General features: G+C 45.2%; 10 protein-coding genes. 6 read left to right on the forward strand and 4 right to left on the reverse strand.

Annotated features, from left to right (window positions below; genetic code table 11):
* Positions 1–54: 54 nt before the first annotated feature.
* The 3 genes from KFE26_RS08025 to aspA form a co-directional block, all read right to left on the reverse strand.
* Positions 55–780 (reverse strand): fumarate reductase cytochrome b subunit, encoded by a 726-nt coding sequence (locus tag KFE26_RS08025; protein ID WP_212600103.1) that lies wholly within the window; start codon positions 778–780, stop codon positions 55–57.
* A gap of 139 nt (positions 781–919) precedes the next feature.
* Entirely contained in the window at positions 920–2,221 is a 1,302-nt protein-coding gene (locus KFE26_RS08030; RefSeq protein ID WP_113940028.1) for an anaerobic C4-dicarboxylate transporter, read from the reverse strand.
* A 114-nt stretch (positions 2,222–2,335) separates the two neighbouring features.
* Positions 2,336–3,778 (reverse strand): aspartate ammonia-lyase, encoded by a 1,443-nt coding sequence (aspA, locus tag KFE26_RS08035; protein WP_212600104.1) that lies wholly within the window; start codon positions 3,776–3,778, stop codon positions 2,336–2,338.
* A 556-nt stretch (positions 3,779–4,334) separates the two neighbouring features.
* On the opposite strand from aspA, the gene ansB reads away from it, so the two are divergent.
* The 4 genes from ansB to yidZ all read left to right on the forward strand — a co-directional run bounded on the left by ansB (position 4,335) and on the right by yidZ (position 11,084).
* Positions 4,335–5,393, forward strand: coding sequence for an L-asparaginase 2 (gene ansB, locus KFE26_RS08040; RefSeq protein WP_212600105.1), 1,059 nt, complete (start codon positions 4,335–4,337; stop codon positions 5,391–5,393).
* 477 nt (positions 5,394–5,870) lie between these two features.
* Positions 5,871–8,705: a pitrilysin family protein gene (locus KFE26_RS08045; RefSeq protein ID WP_249195620.1), complete on the forward strand. Its 2,835-nt coding sequence runs from the start codon at positions 5,871–5,873 to the stop codon at positions 8,703–8,705.
* 254 nt (positions 8,706–8,959) lie between these two features.
* Entirely contained in the window at positions 8,960–10,150 is a 1,191-nt protein-coding gene (locus KFE26_RS08050) for an MFS transporter (RefSeq protein ID WP_212600106.1), read from the forward strand.
* On the forward strand, positions 10,125–11,084 hold the full coding sequence (yidZ, locus tag KFE26_RS08055) for an HTH-type transcriptional regulator YidZ (protein ID WP_168825585.1): 960 nt from the start codon (positions 10,125–10,127) through the stop codon (positions 11,082–11,084). The genes KFE26_RS08050 and yidZ overlap by 26 nt, the downstream gene beginning before the upstream one ends.
* A 17-nt stretch (positions 11,085–11,101) precedes the next feature.
* Here the strand turns inward: yidZ and KFE26_RS08060 are convergent, their stop codons facing one another.
* The gene (locus KFE26_RS08060; RefSeq protein ID WP_212600107.1) at positions 11,102–13,819 is read right to left on the reverse strand and encodes a DEAD/DEAH box helicase; all 2,718 of its coding nucleotides are present in this window, start codon (positions 13,817–13,819) and stop codon (positions 11,102–11,104) included.
* A 372-nt stretch (positions 13,820–14,191) separates the two neighbouring features.
* On the opposite strand from KFE26_RS08060, the gene KFE26_RS08065 reads away from it, so the two are divergent.
* Together KFE26_RS08065 and KFE26_RS08070 are read left to right on the forward strand one after the other, a co-directional pair.
* Entirely contained in the window at positions 14,192–15,562 is a 1,371-nt protein-coding gene (locus tag KFE26_RS08065) for a DUF4397 domain-containing protein (RefSeq protein ID WP_212600108.1), read from the forward strand.
* Between the two features lie 250 nt (positions 15,563–15,812).
* Complete coding sequence (locus KFE26_RS08070; protein ID WP_212600109.1) at positions 15,813–16,934, forward strand: sterol desaturase family protein; 1,122 nt, start codon at positions 15,813–15,815, stop codon at positions 16,932–16,934.
* Positions 16,935–17,104: the final 170 nt, after the last annotated feature.

Below are 17,104 nucleotides of genomic sequence, written 5' to 3' on the forward strand. Positions count from 1 at the left end.
CGTATGTTGTTTGTCTTGCTATACAGGCCAGGTGCGCCGATAGCGTCATGCCCATTACTGAGGAATAAACGGTTGTACTGGCAAAACTAATTCGATACCAATATTGATATAGGTCACTAGGCTTAATGTGCCTAAACACAATAAATAGACGATCAATATTTGCGCTATAGTGCGGATAAGTGGACGGTTACTACTCACACCCCACTTTAATATCACTCGGTATAAACCAACGATGCCGTGGAATAACACGATAGGTAAAAACACCACGTATAAGAGCCAAGCGTTATCATGGTAAACCCGTTCGGCCGAAAGGTGAGGGCCAATATCAGGGTTTAAAATCATAGTGGCAAGATGGGCTGACACTAAGAAAAACAGTAAGAAACCAGTGATCATCTGCCAGAACCATGCTTGGGTATCTCTATGCTTGATAGTCGACATGAAGCCACGCATCGCTCGCCATTGGCCTAATTGCACTGGAAAACGACGTAATGCGGTGGCGGCATGTATTGCAACAATCACGAGCATAATGACTGAAATGATCTGGGTCACTATGGGGAAGCCATGACCCGTCGAGCTAAACATACTGCCTTCTAAGAATTGCACCATGTGAAAGAAGGTTTCTTTACCAAATAAAATGCTCGCCTCGAAATGCATATGAAATAAGAGGAAAATACCTAATATAAGTCCTGTCACACTTTGTAAGCAGTCTGCTTTAGCCGACCAAGCTTGGCCAAATGGTCCGCCGTTAATGGCGGTAGGAACACGCGTTTTTGCTGACATTAATTCACCTCTTACTCGATTTGCTATGGCGTGAATGTACCTGCATCACGCCAAAACAAAGTCTATAGATACAGATTAAAAGAAGAGGGTTAATCCATTTGTAGGCATTAGCCCTGAGAGCACTTAGGGTAAAATTGAGCTACAGCATCATGCCGCCAAACAGGAAGGCCAATGCCACACTGGTGGCAATCGTCACAACGCCAGGGACCAGGAACGGATGGTTAAATACCGCCTTACCAATCCGAGTCGAGCCGGTATCATCCATCTCGACCGCAGCCAGTAGCGTGGGGTAAGTCGGTAATACAAACAGCGCGCTGACGGCGGCGAAAGAGGCTACGGCTGTCAATGGACTTACGCCAATCGCTAAGGCTGCGGGCATCAGCGCCTTCGTTGTCGCGCCTTGGGAGTAGAGCAGCATGGAGGCAAAGAATAAGGTTACCGATAATAACCAAGGCTGACTTTGCAGTAAGGTGCCGGCAAGATCTTTGATTTCCTCGATATGATTCGACACTAAGGTATCGCCTAACCAAGCCACACCTAATACACAGACACAGGCTGACATGCCTGACTTGAAGGTGGCCGCATTGGATATTTCGCTCGCGTCTAACTTACAGAAAATCGTAATGGCGGCAGCTGCCGTGAGCATCAGCACCATAATGGCGGCGTCGCGTGGCAATACAGGGTCAACAATCAAACCGACTTTGTCAGATATCGCAGTGGCATAGGCCATGACAGCCGCAATCGCCAGTAAGAAAATCATCACAGATCGTTTCGCGCCGGCTTTAATCTCGATTTGAGTTGTACCGCGTGTTTTGACTAAACCTTTGGCTAAGCGTTCTTGATAGACAGGATCATCGGCCAGTTCTTTACCCATTAAGTTGGCAACAACGGCGCCGACCATGCAGGCGAGGAAAGTTGAGGGAATACAAACGGCTAACAGTACTAAATAATCTACGCCAAACGGCTCTAAGATGCCTGAGAAGAACACGACAGCCGCTGAAATCGGTGAGGCGGTAATGGCGACTTGAGATGCGACAACGGCAATAGATAAGGGACGAGAGGGGCGAATGCCTTGCTCTTTTGCGACTTCGGCAATAACAGGTAAGGTGGAGAATGCTGTGTGGCCTGTACCCGCAAAAAGTGTCATGAAATAGGTGACGACAGGGGCCAGAAAGGTGATTTGTTTTGGATGCTTACGTAATAATTTTTCTGCCAGTGAGACTAAATAATCCATCCCTCCAGACACTTGCATGGCCGCGATTGCGGTGATAACTGACATAATGATGAGGATCACGTCAATCGGGATATTGCCCGGTTTGAGTCCCATCCCCGCGGTCAGTATCAGTACCCCGACACCGCCAGCGAAGCCGACTCCCATGCTACCCATCCTTGCACCAAGGTAAATAGCCCCGAGGACGATAATTATCTCTAATATAATCATAGTGTTAACTCTATTTTATTTTTAATTTCAATAGCCTGCGCATATTCACTCTGCGCAGGCTTATTCTTGAATCATCGAGTTGTGGGCTGGGGAAGGCTCCCCAGCCCCACTGAGTTACACTTTGGCTTTGCTGGTGTTGCGTTTAGCCTGATATTTAGGATTCATCAGGTTTTCAACCGAGAGAATGTCATCGAGTTCTTCAACCGTTAACAAACCGCGTTCGAGTACCACTTCACGGACATTTTTACCCGTTTGGGCGCAAATCTTGCCTATGATGTCACCTTCATGGTGGCCGATGATTGGGTTAAGGTAGGTCACTATCCCGATAGAGTTCATCACATGGGCCATGCAGATCTCTGGATTTGCTGTGATACCTTCAACGCATTTTTCACGTAGAGAGATACAGGCATTGCCCATCAAACTGAGCGACTCAAACATCGCCTGTCCAATCACAGGTTCCATTACGTTAAGCTGTAATTGGCCTGCTTCGGCGGCCATAGTGATAGTGATATCATTGCCGACAATCTTAAAGGCAACCTGATTGACGACCTCAGGGATCACAGGGTTAACCTTGGCTGGCATGATGGAGGAACCCGCTTGCAGCTCAGGAAGATTAATCTCCTTCAGACCTGTACGTGGACCCGATGAAAGTAAGCGTAGGTCGTTACAAATCTTGGACATTTTAATCGCCATACGCTTAATTGCACTGTGCAGCATAACGTAGGCACCACAATCGGATGTCGCTTCGATTAAATCTTCCGCTGGCACATAGGCGCGGCCAGTAATGTCTGCCAGATACTTAATGGCTAATGCAGAATAACCGACAGGCGTATTGAGCCCTGTACCAATGGCGGTTGCGCCTAAGTTCACTTCTAACAACAGCTCTTGGCAACGCTTGATGGACTTAATTTCTTCTCGCAATGTAACAGCAAAGGCATGAAACTCTTGGCCTAAGGTCATAGGCACGGCATCTTGCAATTGAGTGCGGCCCATTTTTAAGACGGTTTTAAACTCTGTGGCTTTAGTGTCGAAAGCGCTGATAAGGTCGGTTAATGCATCTAACAGAATATCGGTACTGTTGATGACCGCAATACGGAAACCTGTTGGATAGGCATCGTTAGTCGATTGGCATTTATTGACATGGTCATTAGGATTGATGACATCGTAACGGCCTTTTTCAAGCCCCATGATTTCCAGTGCAACGTTGGCTAATACCTCATTGGTATTCATGTTGACCGAAGTACCTGCTCCTCCTTGATAAACATCGACCGGAAATTGATCAACAAATCGACCCGTTGTGAGTATCAGATCGCACGCTTCAATAATTTTGTCAGCGATTTCAGGACTTACAGCGCCTAATTCACTGTTAGCCATGGCAGCGGCTTTTTTTGTTAGCATCATGCCACGGACTAATTCAGGTACATCGGAAATTTTTTGATTACTCAGCTTAAAGTTTTCGATGGCACGCAATGTATGTATGCCATAATAAAATTCATTGGAAACTTCTTTTGTGCCCAATAAATCTTCTTCGATCCGTACGCTATTAGTATCTTTCATTTCGATCCTATTAAATCCAATTAATAGTAAGATATATCTCCGAGTATTGAGTTGTGGATATGTACAATAAGTATACGTAACACATCAAGAATAACTCATCGAAAACATGAAGGAGAATCGTCTCCTTGACTATCGAAGTAGATCTTAACGCTTTGGCAATAACAGGATTAGGATGGTGATCACTTAACTGTTTGAAATAGTGTATTTCTTTTGTTTCTTAGATAAGTCTCTCAACTCGGATCACTAGTGTGAGCCATTACTTTTTGATGCAAATTAGCTATAGATTTGTTATTCGTTAACCAATCGGCGACATATTTATTCAAGTGTTTTTAAATTTAAATAAACCATACGATATTTAATTGTCACTGCGTTAATAGCGAATAATCATTGATTAGTTAAATCTACTCAATAATAAATGCATGGTGTTTTCCTTAAAGTTTAAATAATCAATTAGATAACGCTAAATCTGTTATTTCATTTTAGTGAGAGCTATCACAGTGAGGCTTAGACAATAGTGCACACTGTGGGCGTTTATTATTAATCAAAGGATGTAAGCATGAATTTTCCAATGCGTAAGCTTTTGCTCTCGGTCACTTTAGGGTTATTTCTCTCCTCCGCGGCGCAGGCGCTTCCACAGGTACGTATTATTGCCACGGGTGGCACTATTGCGGGAGTCGGACAATCGGCTACTGAGTCTAACTATCAGGCTGGTGAAGTGGGCATTAGTAGCTTAATTGCGGCCGTGCCTGAAATGAAACAACTTGCCGATATTCAAGGTGAGCAACTGGTTAAAATCGGTTCGCAGGATATGAACGATAAAGTTTGGCTAGCCTTAGCCAAGCGCATCAATCTGTTATTGGCTGATAAAGATGTCGACGGTATTGTCATCACCCATGGTACTGATACCTTAGAGGAAACAGCGTATTTTTTAAATCTCACCATCAAGAGCGATAAGCCTGTAGTACTGGTTGGGGCAATGCGTCCATCAACCGCCATGAGTGCCGATGGCCCGATGAATCTGTATAACGCAGTCGCGACCGCCGCTAACCTCGAATCTAAAGGTCGAGGCGTGTTAGTGGTGATGAACGATACCGTATTGAATGCCCGCGATGTGACTAAGACTAACACTACAGGTGTACACACTTTTGCCGCGCCTAACTTTGGCCCGCTTGGCGTTATCCATAACAGCAAGATTGAGTACATGGGTAATACTGAGCGTCAACATACTACGCAAACGCCTTTTGATGTCAGCAAACTCGACAAGTTGCCACAGGTAGGGATTGTCTACAACTATGCTAATGCCAGCGATTTACCTGTCAAAGCCATGGTTGAAGCGGGTTTTGATGGCATAGTCAGTGCCGGTGTGGGTAACGGTAATATCTACCACTCTATATTCGATGTTTTAGCTAAAGCGAGTCAAAAAGGCACCTTAGTCGTTCGCTCTAGCCGAGTGCCCACAGGCGCAACCACGCTTGATGCCGAGATAGACGATGCTAAATATGGCTTTATCGCAGCAGGTAATCTTAACCCGCAAAAAGCCCGCATTTTACTGATGCTGTCCTTAACGCAAAGCAAAGATCCACAACAGATCCAACGTTGGTTTCAACAGTTTTAAGATTCAACTGCGTGATAAAACAAAAGCCCTGCGAATATTCGTAGGGCTTTTGCATTAATGGCTTACCTGTGAAGTGGTTTTTTCACGAGGCCATGAGCCGAAATATCTAAACTTTGGTGTGATTTTTAAAGCCAAAATTGTGAGGGTTCAACTCAGATTTTCAATCAAGATATTGCTCTATTACTAGATTGGCGAAAAGGCTTCGCCAATTAAGCACTCAATATCTCGCAAATATATGCATACCATTCCACAGTAACCATTAAATCCACAGCTGTTTCAGCTTCCTTCCTCGCTCATTATTTTTCGGCATATTCTGACTATATATCAAGGCGATAAACTATTTTTAGTACGGCATAAGGTATTGATTTTGTGACTTAAAGTGCTTTAGGTACTATAGTGAAAGCTTATTTTATCTGAAACATAGGTGAGCGCTTCCTAGGTTTCTTGTTTGATTTTGGGGGCAAAGTGCGAATTTTAATGAACAATTTCAAGGTAATTAGTTTTGTGCGTCAGTGGTTACTGCTGGCGCTTTTGAGTATGGCGTTGCCACTGCAGGCGAGTGAAGATCCGCTGTGGATGGGAACGACAGGCTTGCCTATGAGTGAGCGGATCCATACCGGTGAACTTGCCAATGGTATGCGTTATTTATTGGTGAGCAATAAGACGCCGGAGCAGGCGGTCATAGTGCGGATGCGGGTGGATGTAGGCTCTTTGGTCGAGTCTGATACCGAGCAAGGATTAGTGCACTTTCTTGAGCATATGGCCTTTAATGGCTCGACCGGATTGGCGGCGGGGGAGATGATGCCGACATTGCAGCGCCTTGGCCTGAGTTTTGGCGCCGATACCAATGCTGTGACTGAGTTTCAGCAGACGGTCTATCAATTTAACCTGCCAAGTAATAGCCAAGATAAAATCGATACTGCTTTGTTTTTAATGAGAGAAATTGGCAGTAATCTATTACTCGATCCAGCGCTAATTGAACGTGAAAAAGCGGTAGTGTTGTCTGAGCTGCGTGAACGTAGCGGTGCGGATCTTGAGAATTACCGTAACCAATTACAGTTTTTAATGCCAAACACATTGCTGTCAAAGCGCTTCCCCGTGGGTGAGGCGAACAGTATCAGTAATGCCAATCGCGAGGCGTTGCTGTCTTTATATCAGCGTTTTTATATGCCCTCACGTACTACTTTAATTGTGGTGGGTGATATCGAGGTCGCCGCGGTAGAACAAAAGATAAAACAACAGTTTGCCAGTTGGAAAGCCGAGCCTTTGGCCGCTAAAACCAAGGAACAAGCTATTGGTACTGTCGCAGAGCGCCAAAGTGTCGATGCGGCGGCATTTTTTGATCAAAGTCTGTCAACGTCAGTTTCCCTTGGCATGCTAAAACCCATCTCAGCGATTACCGATAGCCCTGCTGTGCGGGAGCAGGAAATGTTGCTCGAGCTTGCCCACGGCATCTTGTATCGCCGTATGGAGTCGCAATTACTGCATAGCCAAGGTTTATATGGTGTAAACCTGCAGGTTGGGCCGCAGTTTGATATTGCCTATGGCACACAAATGAGCCTAGGTACGCAGGAAAATAACTGGCAAGAGGGAATCGCACTCTTGGAGAAAACCCTGCGTCAAGCAAAAGAGTTTGGTTTTAGCCAGCAGGAAATTGACCAGCAAATCAAACGTATGCATAAGGGATATCAGCTAAGTGTCGCGGGTAGCAGTACCATTCACAGTGTGAATATTGCCGAGAGTCTAGTGTATTCGGTGGCGGGCAATCGCGTCCCTGTCGAACCTGATTGGCAGCTCGCATTTTTTGAAAAAATAATGCCAACAGTGACACCGCAAAAGCTAAGCCAAGTGTTTAATCAAACATGGAACGCTACGCCGTATTTGTATCTGACGAGCAATAAGCCCATTGAAAATGCTGAAAAACAGCTTATCGCCAGCTACGAGAAAAGCCGTAAACAAGCGGTGAGCGCACCAGCAATCAAGGCGATTGATGAGTTTGCTTATACTCAGTTTGGTGAGCAAGGCAAGTTAGTGGCCGACAGTCGCGATAAGGAAACGGGGATTCGCCAACTGCAATTTGCCAATGGCGTGCGGCTTAATCTTAAGCCTACCAACTTTAACAAAGGCACCACATTGGTCAGCCTAAACATTGGCTTTGGTGAAGTGCCATTCCCTGAGTTGGATGGTTTGTCTTATCTGTTTAACAGTGCGTTTGTGCAGGGTGGGCTCAAGGCCCATGATTATGACAGTCTGCAGGATATTTTTGCTGGGCAAGATATTTCCATCAACTTAGGCCTGCGTGAGCAAAGTTTTGGCGGCGAGATTAGCACTAATGCCGCAGAGCTTCGCACGCAGCTTGGCTTAATGACGGCTTATTTAATTGAGCCTGGTATGGATAAGCAGGCTGAGCAATTGTTTCGTGAACAAGTGATTGCCGAGCAACAAAGTATTCATAGCAACCCACAATCTGAGTTTTCTAATCAGTTTGCCCGTATCTCCCATAATGGTGATAAACGCTATGGTTATGGTGAGCCTGAAGAAATTCTCAAACGTCACTTTGGAGAATTAGCGCCGAGTTTCCATTCGGCCGTCGAGCAAGGGGCGATTGAACTCGCTATTGTGGGCGATTTTGACGAAGCGAGTGCCATTGCTGCTGTGGCTGAAACGCTTGGCGCCATTAAGCGTAGCCCTATTGCTAATGCTCAGTCGATAGTACCTGTGTTTCCGAAAGTGCCTGTTCAGAAAACATTAACGCATTATGGTCAACTGGATATGGCGGCACTTGCCATGGTGTGGCCTACAACGGACATGACTCACTTGAGTCAACACGCGGGATTGGGTCTGCTGGAGCAAGTGCTAAGCATTCTATTAACGGAAAACGTGAGGGAGAAAGCGGGTGCGAGTTATTCGCCATCGGCCTTTTCTTACAACGATTTCAATGCCAGCGGTTATGGTTACTTAGGTTTGTTTAGCGTGACGACTCAAGCCATGTTGCCAACGGTTGCCGAGTATTTCACCGCCGCAGTTAAGCAAGTTAAAGCGCCTTCGGGGATCAGTGAGGACTTACTTAATCGAGCCCGCCAACCAGTGCTTGAGTGGATGCAAGCGGCGCCGCAAACCAATGGTTTTTGGTTAGATCTCACCTCAACCGCCCAGAGTCATCCCGGTCGTTTTGCTGCCTTTAAACAAAGGCAAGCGTTAGCGCAGCAGATGACAGTTGCAGAACTTAATAAATTGGCGCAGCAATATCTGCAAGACGATAGCAGTTTAATGATCCAAGTTCTGCCTGCACCGCCAGAACCTCAGCAATGAGTGTTGGTCTCATAGAATAGTAGACTGATCATTCACCGACATATCCCCTGTGGTCGCAAACCGCTGGGGATATTTTTCTACCCCTGTCCTCCTCTATCTTCTTTTACCAACTTTTATTTCACGTTCGTGGTGTTATGTCCTCCCATAAGTCGTCAATGGAAATACCTGTTGTCGAAAATGCCACTCACAGATCTGCGCGAGTGAAACTAGGCTAGGCGCAACTTATGTGTGAGATGGCTAATGGGGTGAGGTATATGTTTCGATATCTATTGTGCAGTTTTTGTCTAGTGCTTTTGTACCCGACAGGGATAGATATGTACTTGGTCGGTTTGCCGCAAATTGCGCAGGATTTAGGGGCGAGTGAGGTGCAGCTGCATATTGCTTTTTCTGTGTATCTTGCGGGAATGGCAACCACTATGCTGTTTGCGGGGAGCTTAGCCGATAGGATTGGGCGTAAACCCATTACCTTGTTTGGCGCATTTTTGTTTGCTATTGCCTCTTACTTTGCCGGTAGTGCGCAAACCAGTGATCTCTTTTTAATGGCACGCTTTGCACAAGGCATTGGTGCGGGTTCTTGCTATGTTGTGGCTTTTGCGATTTTGCGTGATGTATTAGACGATAAGCGCCGAGCAAAAGTGCTCTCTATGGTCAATGGCGTGACTTGCATTATCCCTGTGATCGCGCCTGTGATAGGCCATTTAATTATGCTTAAATTTCCATGGCCTAGCCTATTTAACACTATGGCGGGGATGGGATTAATGGTATTAACCCTGTGTATTTTTGTATTGCACGAAACCTATCCTAAACCGCAATTTCACACCACAGTTGAGTCGGGTGGATATAAAGAATCCTTTAAACAGCGGTTTTTTCTCAGTCGCGTGGTGATAACGACTTTAGGCGTGACCACGATTTTAAGCTATGTAAATGTCTCTCCCATGTTGATCATGGGGCAGATGGGGTTTGACCGTGGGCAATATTCCAATACCATGGCAATGATGGCATTGGTGAGTATGTTAGCCTCATTTTCGACGCCCTTTTTGCTTAACCTGTTTAAAGAAAAATCGTTAATCTTGTTCTCTCAGACATCATTTGCCGCAGCGGCATTGGTGTTTATCTTGACTCAATTGGGCGGGGTTAGTCAGTCATTCAACCTGTTAGGTTTTGCTTTTGTTTGTTCCGGCTTTTCGATTGGATTTGGGGTCACCATGAGTCAGGCGCTGAGTCCATTTGTTACTCGTGCTGGAGTTGCCAGCTCATTACTGGGAATTGCCCAAGTGTGTACTTCAGCTTTATATATTTGGGTGATGGGTCTGCTCGAAGTGAGTGCGATTAATATATTATTAGTGATCCTCGCTGTCGGTGCGCTGGTGAGCATTACACTGATCTTAGCGGTTCCTAAATTGCCGGAAATTGTACTTAATGACCAAATCCCTGAGTCGGCTTGATCTTAACTTATTGTTTATTTTGCAGCTTTTATTACAGGAGCGGAGTGTCTCTAAGACTGCCAAAAAGCTCAATGTCACGCCATCCACTGTGAGTAAGTCGCTGGCCAAATTACGGGATTGGTTTGACGATCCCTTATTTGTCAAAACGCCGCAGGGATTTCAGTTAACGCCATTGGCTCACGGTATGGAGCAGGAGTTATCGGAATGGTTGCAAATGGGTAAGCAACTGATGGCTAAGCGCGGTGACGAGATGACCAAAGGGCTCACCTTCGAGTTGATGCTTGAGTCGCCTTTGTTGCTTATCATGCTTAATGAGCTGACTCAGGCCATTTATACTCAATACCCTGATGCAAAGGTGAAGGTACGAAATTGGGATTACGATTCACTCGAAGCGATTGTGCGTGGTGAAGCTGATATGGGTTTTACCGGCCGAGAAAGTCATCCACGTTCCAAGGAATCCCTTGATTTATTACCCTATTTTATCGATTTTGAGGTTTTATTTACCGATCTTCCTCAGGTGTATTTGCGCCGCGATCATCCCGCCTTGCAGGAAGAGTGGAATATAGACACCTTTCTTAAATATTCGCATATCAATATCTTGTGGGAAAAGAGCGAAACTTGGGCCTTAGATGATGTGCTTATTGAGCTTGGGTTAAGCCGTAATATTGTGCTGACCTTGGCCAGTTTTGAGCAGTCACTGTTTGTCGCGGCAGAGCCTCACCACAACATGATGGCAATTGCGCCACAATATTGCGAACAATATGCTCGCCAATTACACCCTGACTTAGTCAGTCGCCCTATTCCGATAAGTGGCGAATATCTTGATAAACTCGCGATCCCTTTTACCTTGATTTGGCATAAGAGAAACAGCCACAACCCCAAAATCACTTGGTTGCGAAGCAAGATAAAAGCGATTTATCAACAGCATGATTAAGGCTGTTATTTACTGCATTAACTTGTTTGGGTAATACCCAATTGCTGACAAATATGTTGGATACAAAGTTCTCGTTGTTGGCACCATAGCCCGTAGCTGACGGGGATAAGTTTAATCCCCGCGCGCTGTAAGAGTTTATACAGTTCAATATCGAAAAAGTCCGCCCAAGGTCCTGGGTAACCGATTAAATCTATTGCTAAATATTGGTTACCATAGCGACATAAAATATCCAGTTCTAGCCCTGCCATATGATAGGCGCGCCAGACTGTTATGCCTTTTGCTTCAATCGCCTGTGTCACTGACTGGCCGAAGCTATCGAGGGCATCGACATAATTGTGTGCCGCTTGAAATTGACCCGCCGATGCTAAGTAAGTTGCCAGTAAATTATTGTTGGGGAGTTCATGCGCTTGTACCGATAAAAATAGCCACTGCATTTGTTTAGCGCGGGTGATGGCGACATTGAACATATCTTCGCGATTTAAATACACGGCGGCGCGGCTGTCGTTGGCCGTAATGCTAAACGACAGCAGCATAATATCGCGTTCCTCACCTTGAAATCCAAAGGGTGTGGCAATCCGTAATTGGTGACGCTCGAGTTGTTGTGCGCTAAAGCGCGTGAGGATTTGCTGGGATAAATACTCCGTCTGATTGCGAAAACAGGAGAGTACACCAATGCTGGCGGGCACTAATGCATTATCTTGTTCATCAATCAGTTGAGACAGTTTTTGAATTAATACTTCCGCTTCTATGGCGTTAATTCCCTTACTATCACGGCTGCCAGTCACGTGGACTCTGTGTAAGTGCCCTGAACTTGTGCAAGGTCTGTGCTGCATAATCTTCAGCATGCCTTGATAAAACTGCTGATTACTAAATTGGATCAGCTCAGGTTTACTCCGAAAATGCTCATTTAAAAATACCACTTGGGATTGGCTCGCAAGGGACTGTGACGCTAAGTCGAGCATACTGGCATCACGGTAGCTCATTAGGCCGCGGCAATCCGGGGCGAGTCCGAGTTGAGTCTGGATTTGGGTTTGTTTTGCGCGGGATAAAAAAGAGAAATGGCGCAGTTGTTTGCTATCTCCCACCACCAGTGCCGCTTTTGCTCGCTGCAAGGCCGGTAAACATGCGGCAATATTGGCTTGAGTGGCTTCATCAATAATGACTAAATCAAACATTTGCTGCTCCATGGGCAGCACTTTATGTAAGCTGGCAAGGCTAGATAACCAAATGGGAAAGGTTTGTTTTAAGGCATCAAAATCCGTCTTGTAGAAGCCGTCGAGTTGCTTAGCGGACTGGCGGGCGCGTAACGCACTGGCAAAACTCACCAGCGTACTGCGCTTATGTTTGAGTAATTGGTTTAATCGATAGTGAGTTGCCAATTGTAAGTATTTGAGGCTTAAGTCTTCTTTTTGCGCGATGAGGGCCGTTAATTTATCGAGTTCATTCCATTGCTGGGCAAACCTTTTGATACCTGCACGGTAAGCCCAGTTGTAAAATCCTAAGCGCCAACGGGATTGTCCTTGTTGTAAGGTCGCCAGTTTTTGGCCGCGACGTATGGCGTGGCGGCAATGATGTATAAAGCCCGCTTCCATTTTGGTTTGCTGACGAGTCACAGTATTAAGTTGTTGTTTTGCATTGAGTAGCAATCTATCCGAGATGGCTTCATCAGATGCAGGGTGCTGACCATGGAGCATTTCATCAATCTGGTTTTTCAGAACTTTTATAAACTGCGGCGAGCCTGCTCGGATAAGGCTGCTCCCTAGCTGGAATTGTTGCTGTAACTTATCGGCAATCACATCAACAGCGACATCGGTGTGGGCGACGATAAGTACCGATTTACCTCTTAATACCTGCTCTGCTGCCACAGTGGCTATGGTGTAACTTTTACCCGTTCCCGGTGGGCCCGATATTTGCCCCAAAGTTTGATTGGCCGCCACCTTTAAGGCCTGAATTTGCGCGCGGCTTAATAACCCTGGAAGGTAAGCCTCTTGTGTGTCTTCACTGGCGCTGATTGATGTTGTTTGTTGTGTTTCTGCGAATAGCGCTTTAAGCGGTGCTGATGGTTCTGGCGCTGTCATTAGTTTGTCGAGTTCGTGCAAAATGCCGCGACTTGCGATCGAACGTTCTGCCAAAATGATTTGGCTTCGACTGACAAGAAACTGCCCACGTTTACGGCATACGCTAGTGAATTCAGCCTCATCGATCAGCTTGGGAAAATGCAATAAATGACTGGTATCAACATCGGCTTGGCCCGCCCGCAGCCAAGATATCCAGCCACTGACATCCGTTGGATTATCGCGTAAATCTTGGCTTAGGCTATGTCCTTCAACGACTAATTTTTCTAATAGAGCTTCATTGATAGTGAATGGCCCTTGGCCAGCTAGAGTGTTATTGCTCTCTAGGTAGAGATTATCGCCGTCAGCCTGTAATTGGCATTCGCGGTACAGCAGTGGCGTCACGACTTTACGTTTTTCGCCATTAAGGTCGACTGTGCCGCAGAAAAACAGACAGCAGTGCAATAATACCTTTTCACGTAAATACAAAGCGCTACGTGCTAGTAATGCACTGGCGGGAGCAAATGGCACTGGCAAGCGGGGTAGGAAGCCACTGCTTAACTCGTCTTCATGTTGGAGTAATAGCTGATCTTGCTCGGCAAGCTTGTGGCTAGACCAGAGATTGATTTCAGCACTATCGTGTTGAAAACATTGTTTGTAGTAGTTGAGAATCCCTTGCAAATCCTATCCATCCCAAAGGCTTAATTGGCGATGCGAGAGTAACCTAATCGCATTAGTCGAACAAGGTTTGTACCGTCTGAGGATAGTTTATCCATAGTCGCTTTAAGCCTAAAAGAGAGGTGTTCGATAGATCAGCCATTTTCCACTGGAGCAGAATTTTTGAGAGGCGAGCAAAAGTATCAGCAGCCGCATTTGTATCAATTAAGGGCCTGAAAAGTGTGGTTTGTATCACTTTTTGGTGTGTTATTGAAATGTTTGTTAAGCGTTTGAGTTTGTAAAATATTTGTTTTTGTTTTTAGTGGAAATTGCCATTGTTGTCATTGTATAACTGCGTAGATTGAACTGAATTTTTGTCTGCTAATGAGGGAAACAATGATAAAAAGTAAGCTAAAGGGATTCGCTGCGGTGGCTGTTGCCTGTTTAGCGGTAACGGCATGTGGCTCAGATGATAATAATGAAGAGGGCACAGATCAAAATGCCACCTATGTGCAATTCTATAATGCTTCAGCTGGAAGCACTGCTACTGCACTCAAAGTTGCCGATAAAACCTATGAAAGTGTGATCTATGGGGACACTATGCCGCGATTTACGTCGACGGCTGGCGTAACTGCGATTGAAGTGATGGCTAAGGATGCCTCTGATAAAGATATCTCTATTTATAAAGAAGATATCGATTTGAAAGTTGCAACGGACCATTTCTTTGTATTACATGGTGATTTTACCGAACCTAAATTACTTAATATCAACTATTCTCGCACTGAACTCGATAAGCTCAACGAAGTGGCTGAAAACAGTAAAATGCAGCTCTTGATTGCCAATACTGCTGTACATGCCCAAGCCTTTGACGCTTATGTTTCTAAGTCGACCCAAACCTTTGCCGATGCTGTTATGTTAGGCAGTGTGGCCTACGGTGAAGTGTCGCAGCCGCAAGTGATGGATACGGGTGAATATAAGGTTTACCTCGCACCAGCGGGAACAACCAATGTTTCTTATACAACTGCGAACATTAAATTCAGTTCTAAGGTGCCTTATAAGCTGATCATCCGTGAAGGTTTTGGTGCTTCGGATTCAAAAATCACCTTGGACAGTGTCGATTCAACTACCAATGTTCGCAATCATGTAGCATTAGAAGCGAGTGTCGATTATCGCGTCTTTAACGGTTTAGGTTCGCACATTATCGATGTGAAAGTGGCCAGCAGTAAGCAAGATACTCTGTTTAGCGAAGTGCCATCTTTTGGGGTGACTAGCTATCAAGGTGCTGAGTTTAATGATTTTGGTGTGAGTGTGTTCGACCACGGTACGCAAAATAAATTGCTCGATAACGTGTTGATCACCCTGAACCAAGATGACATTAAAACCATCTTCATCTATGAGCAAACGACCGAGCAGGGCAGCCAAGTGAAGGCGATGGAGATGAAGCAAACTCAGACTCCAAGTCCCTATAGCTTTAAGTTCGACATTGTGAGTTTTGCCGATAAAAGCAATCTAACTGTGTATTTCTTAAAGGCAAATGACACGATTGAAACGGCTGTAAATAAGATCACCGCAGTCAATCCTGCGAGCCCTCAGTCAGTGACTGTGCCAGCTGGCGAATATTCTATTAAGGTTATCGCTGTGGAAAACGGTACTAAAACCGTTGTCTATGCATCCGATTTAATGGATTTCAGCAATGAAGACAATGTGACTATGGTGCTGAATAAAGATCCTTCTACTAGCTTTGGTTATAACTTGATTAAGATCTAACCGCTAACGTGAGTGAACGGCTCTAATAAAACAGCGCTACTTAGGTAGCGCTTTTTTTGGCTGTTTTTTGTGTGCTCGTTTTAGTGGGCTTAGTAGATTGAGCATTATTGTCTTAGCATTCACTTTTTATTGATTGTGGCTGCGGGGTTAATGTAGGCTGAACGGCAAAAAATTAAGCCGAGCATTGCTGTGGTGTGAATAAGCTGTGGTATGAATAACGCGAGCAATATAGGAAAAGGAGTTCACTGTGATGAGTAAAGGATTTAAAGACGGCCATTTCCAAATTGGTGAGGGCAGTATTAGCGGCACTATAGCGTGTATGTTAGCGATATTATCGTTTCTAGGTGTATTGGCGTTTCATTTTCCCGAATATCTCACCACTCCCGAATTACGCCAAAGCTATAATGTCGATGTTATTCGCAGCTTAATATTTGTCGCCTTAGTGGTATCGGGCAGTTTAGGTTTATTGAATTATATTCGAAATAAAAATAAGCGTTTCGGCTTTGTGGCTTGGGTATTTGTGAGTTTAGCGATTGCCTTTGGTGGTCATCAAGTTGAGGTCGAGCCTTTTGCTAATCATAAGGTCTCACTGGGTTTAGATTGGTTTATTTTAGACTTATTAGGCTCAACCTTAATTTTCATTTTTATCGAGAAATGGCTACCCCATAAACCAGAACAAGCAATATTGAGACCCGAGTGGCAAGGGGATTTAAACCATTTTTTGGTGAATCACTTAGCGATTGGATTTGTATTATTGGTGGCAAACCAATTTGTGCAGTCGACCTTTTCTTGGGCTATTTCCAGCACAGTGCAAAGCTTTATCGCGGGTCTTCCCTTTGTGTTGCAACTGTTGTTGATTTTATTGGTCGCCGATTTAATGCAATATGCGGCGCACCGTGCCTACCATGAAATTCCTTTCCTGTGGCGCTTCCATTCGGTGCACCATAGCGCGAAACATTTAGATTGGTTGGCTGGTTCAAGGCAACATATGTTTGAGTTGATTGCTACCCGTTGTTTAGTGCTCACGCCGATTTTTATCTTGGGATTCTCCAAAGACATCATCAGTATTTATGTGATTATCGTTGGCGTGCAGGCGGTATTTAACCATGCCAATGTGCAGGTTAACTTTGGCTGGCTACGTTACTTAATTGTCAGTCCGCAATTCCACCATTGGCACCATGCTTCCGATAAGGCGGCAATCGACCGTAACTATGCTGCTCATTTTTCTTTTTTAGATTACCTATTTGGGACTGCAGTTCGAGGTCAGAAAGAGTGGCCAGAGCAATATGGTGTCGTGGGCGATTACATGCCTGTTGGCATGTTTAAGCAGCAATTGTATCCCCTTGGTTTAGCGAAGAAAGACACAAAATAATGGCGCTGCAATTGGAGTGGTTTGTTTTGGAATGATTGTCCGGGAGTATTGGTTAGGTCAACTGAGTAGTAACGCTGAGCTGTGGCGGTTAACTCTGATACTGGGATAGAAACAAGCCCAACACAGCGCTTGGGAACCGCGCTTTGTTGGGCTTTTTGCCGTTCAAACTA

This window comes from Shewanella sp. M16 (assembly GCF_018224605.1).
Taxonomy (GTDB): Bacteria; Pseudomonadota; Gammaproteobacteria; order Enterobacterales; family Shewanellaceae; genus Shewanella; species Shewanella oncorhynchi.

What these genes read in the sequence shown, in the direction of transcription:
- KFE26_RS08025 (WP_212600103.1), bottom strand. Translation starts at nt 780, where the DNA reads ATGTCAGCAAAAACGCGTGTTCCTACCGCCATTAACGGCGGACCATTT.
- KFE26_RS08030 (WP_113940028.1), bottom strand. Translation starts at nt 2,221, where the DNA reads ATGATTATATTAGAGATAATTATCGTCCTCGGGGCTATTTACCTTGGT.
- aspA (WP_212600104.1), bottom strand. Translation starts at nt 3,778, where the DNA reads ATGAAAGATACTAATAGCGTACGGATCGAAGAAGATTTATTGGGCACA.
- ansB (WP_212600105.1), top strand. Translation starts at nt 4,335, where the DNA reads ATGAATTTTCCAATGCGTAAGCTTTTGCTCTCGGTCACTTTAGGGTTA.
- KFE26_RS08045 (WP_249195620.1), top strand. Translation starts at nt 5,871, where the DNA reads ATGAACAATTTCAAGGTAATTAGTTTTGTGCGTCAGTGGTTACTGCTG.
- KFE26_RS08050 (WP_212600106.1), top strand. Translation starts at nt 8,960, where the DNA reads ATGTTTCGATATCTATTGTGCAGTTTTTGTCTAGTGCTTTTGTACCCG.
- yidZ (WP_168825585.1), top strand. Translation starts at nt 10,125, where the DNA reads ATGACCAAATCCCTGAGTCGGCTTGATCTTAACTTATTGTTTATTTTG.
- KFE26_RS08065 (WP_212600108.1), top strand. Translation starts at nt 14,192, where the DNA reads ATGATAAAAAGTAAGCTAAAGGGATTCGCTGCGGTGGCTGTTGCCTGT.
- KFE26_RS08070 (WP_212600109.1), top strand. Translation starts at nt 15,813, where the DNA reads ATGAGTAAAGGATTTAAAGACGGCCATTTCCAAATTGGTGAGGGCAGT.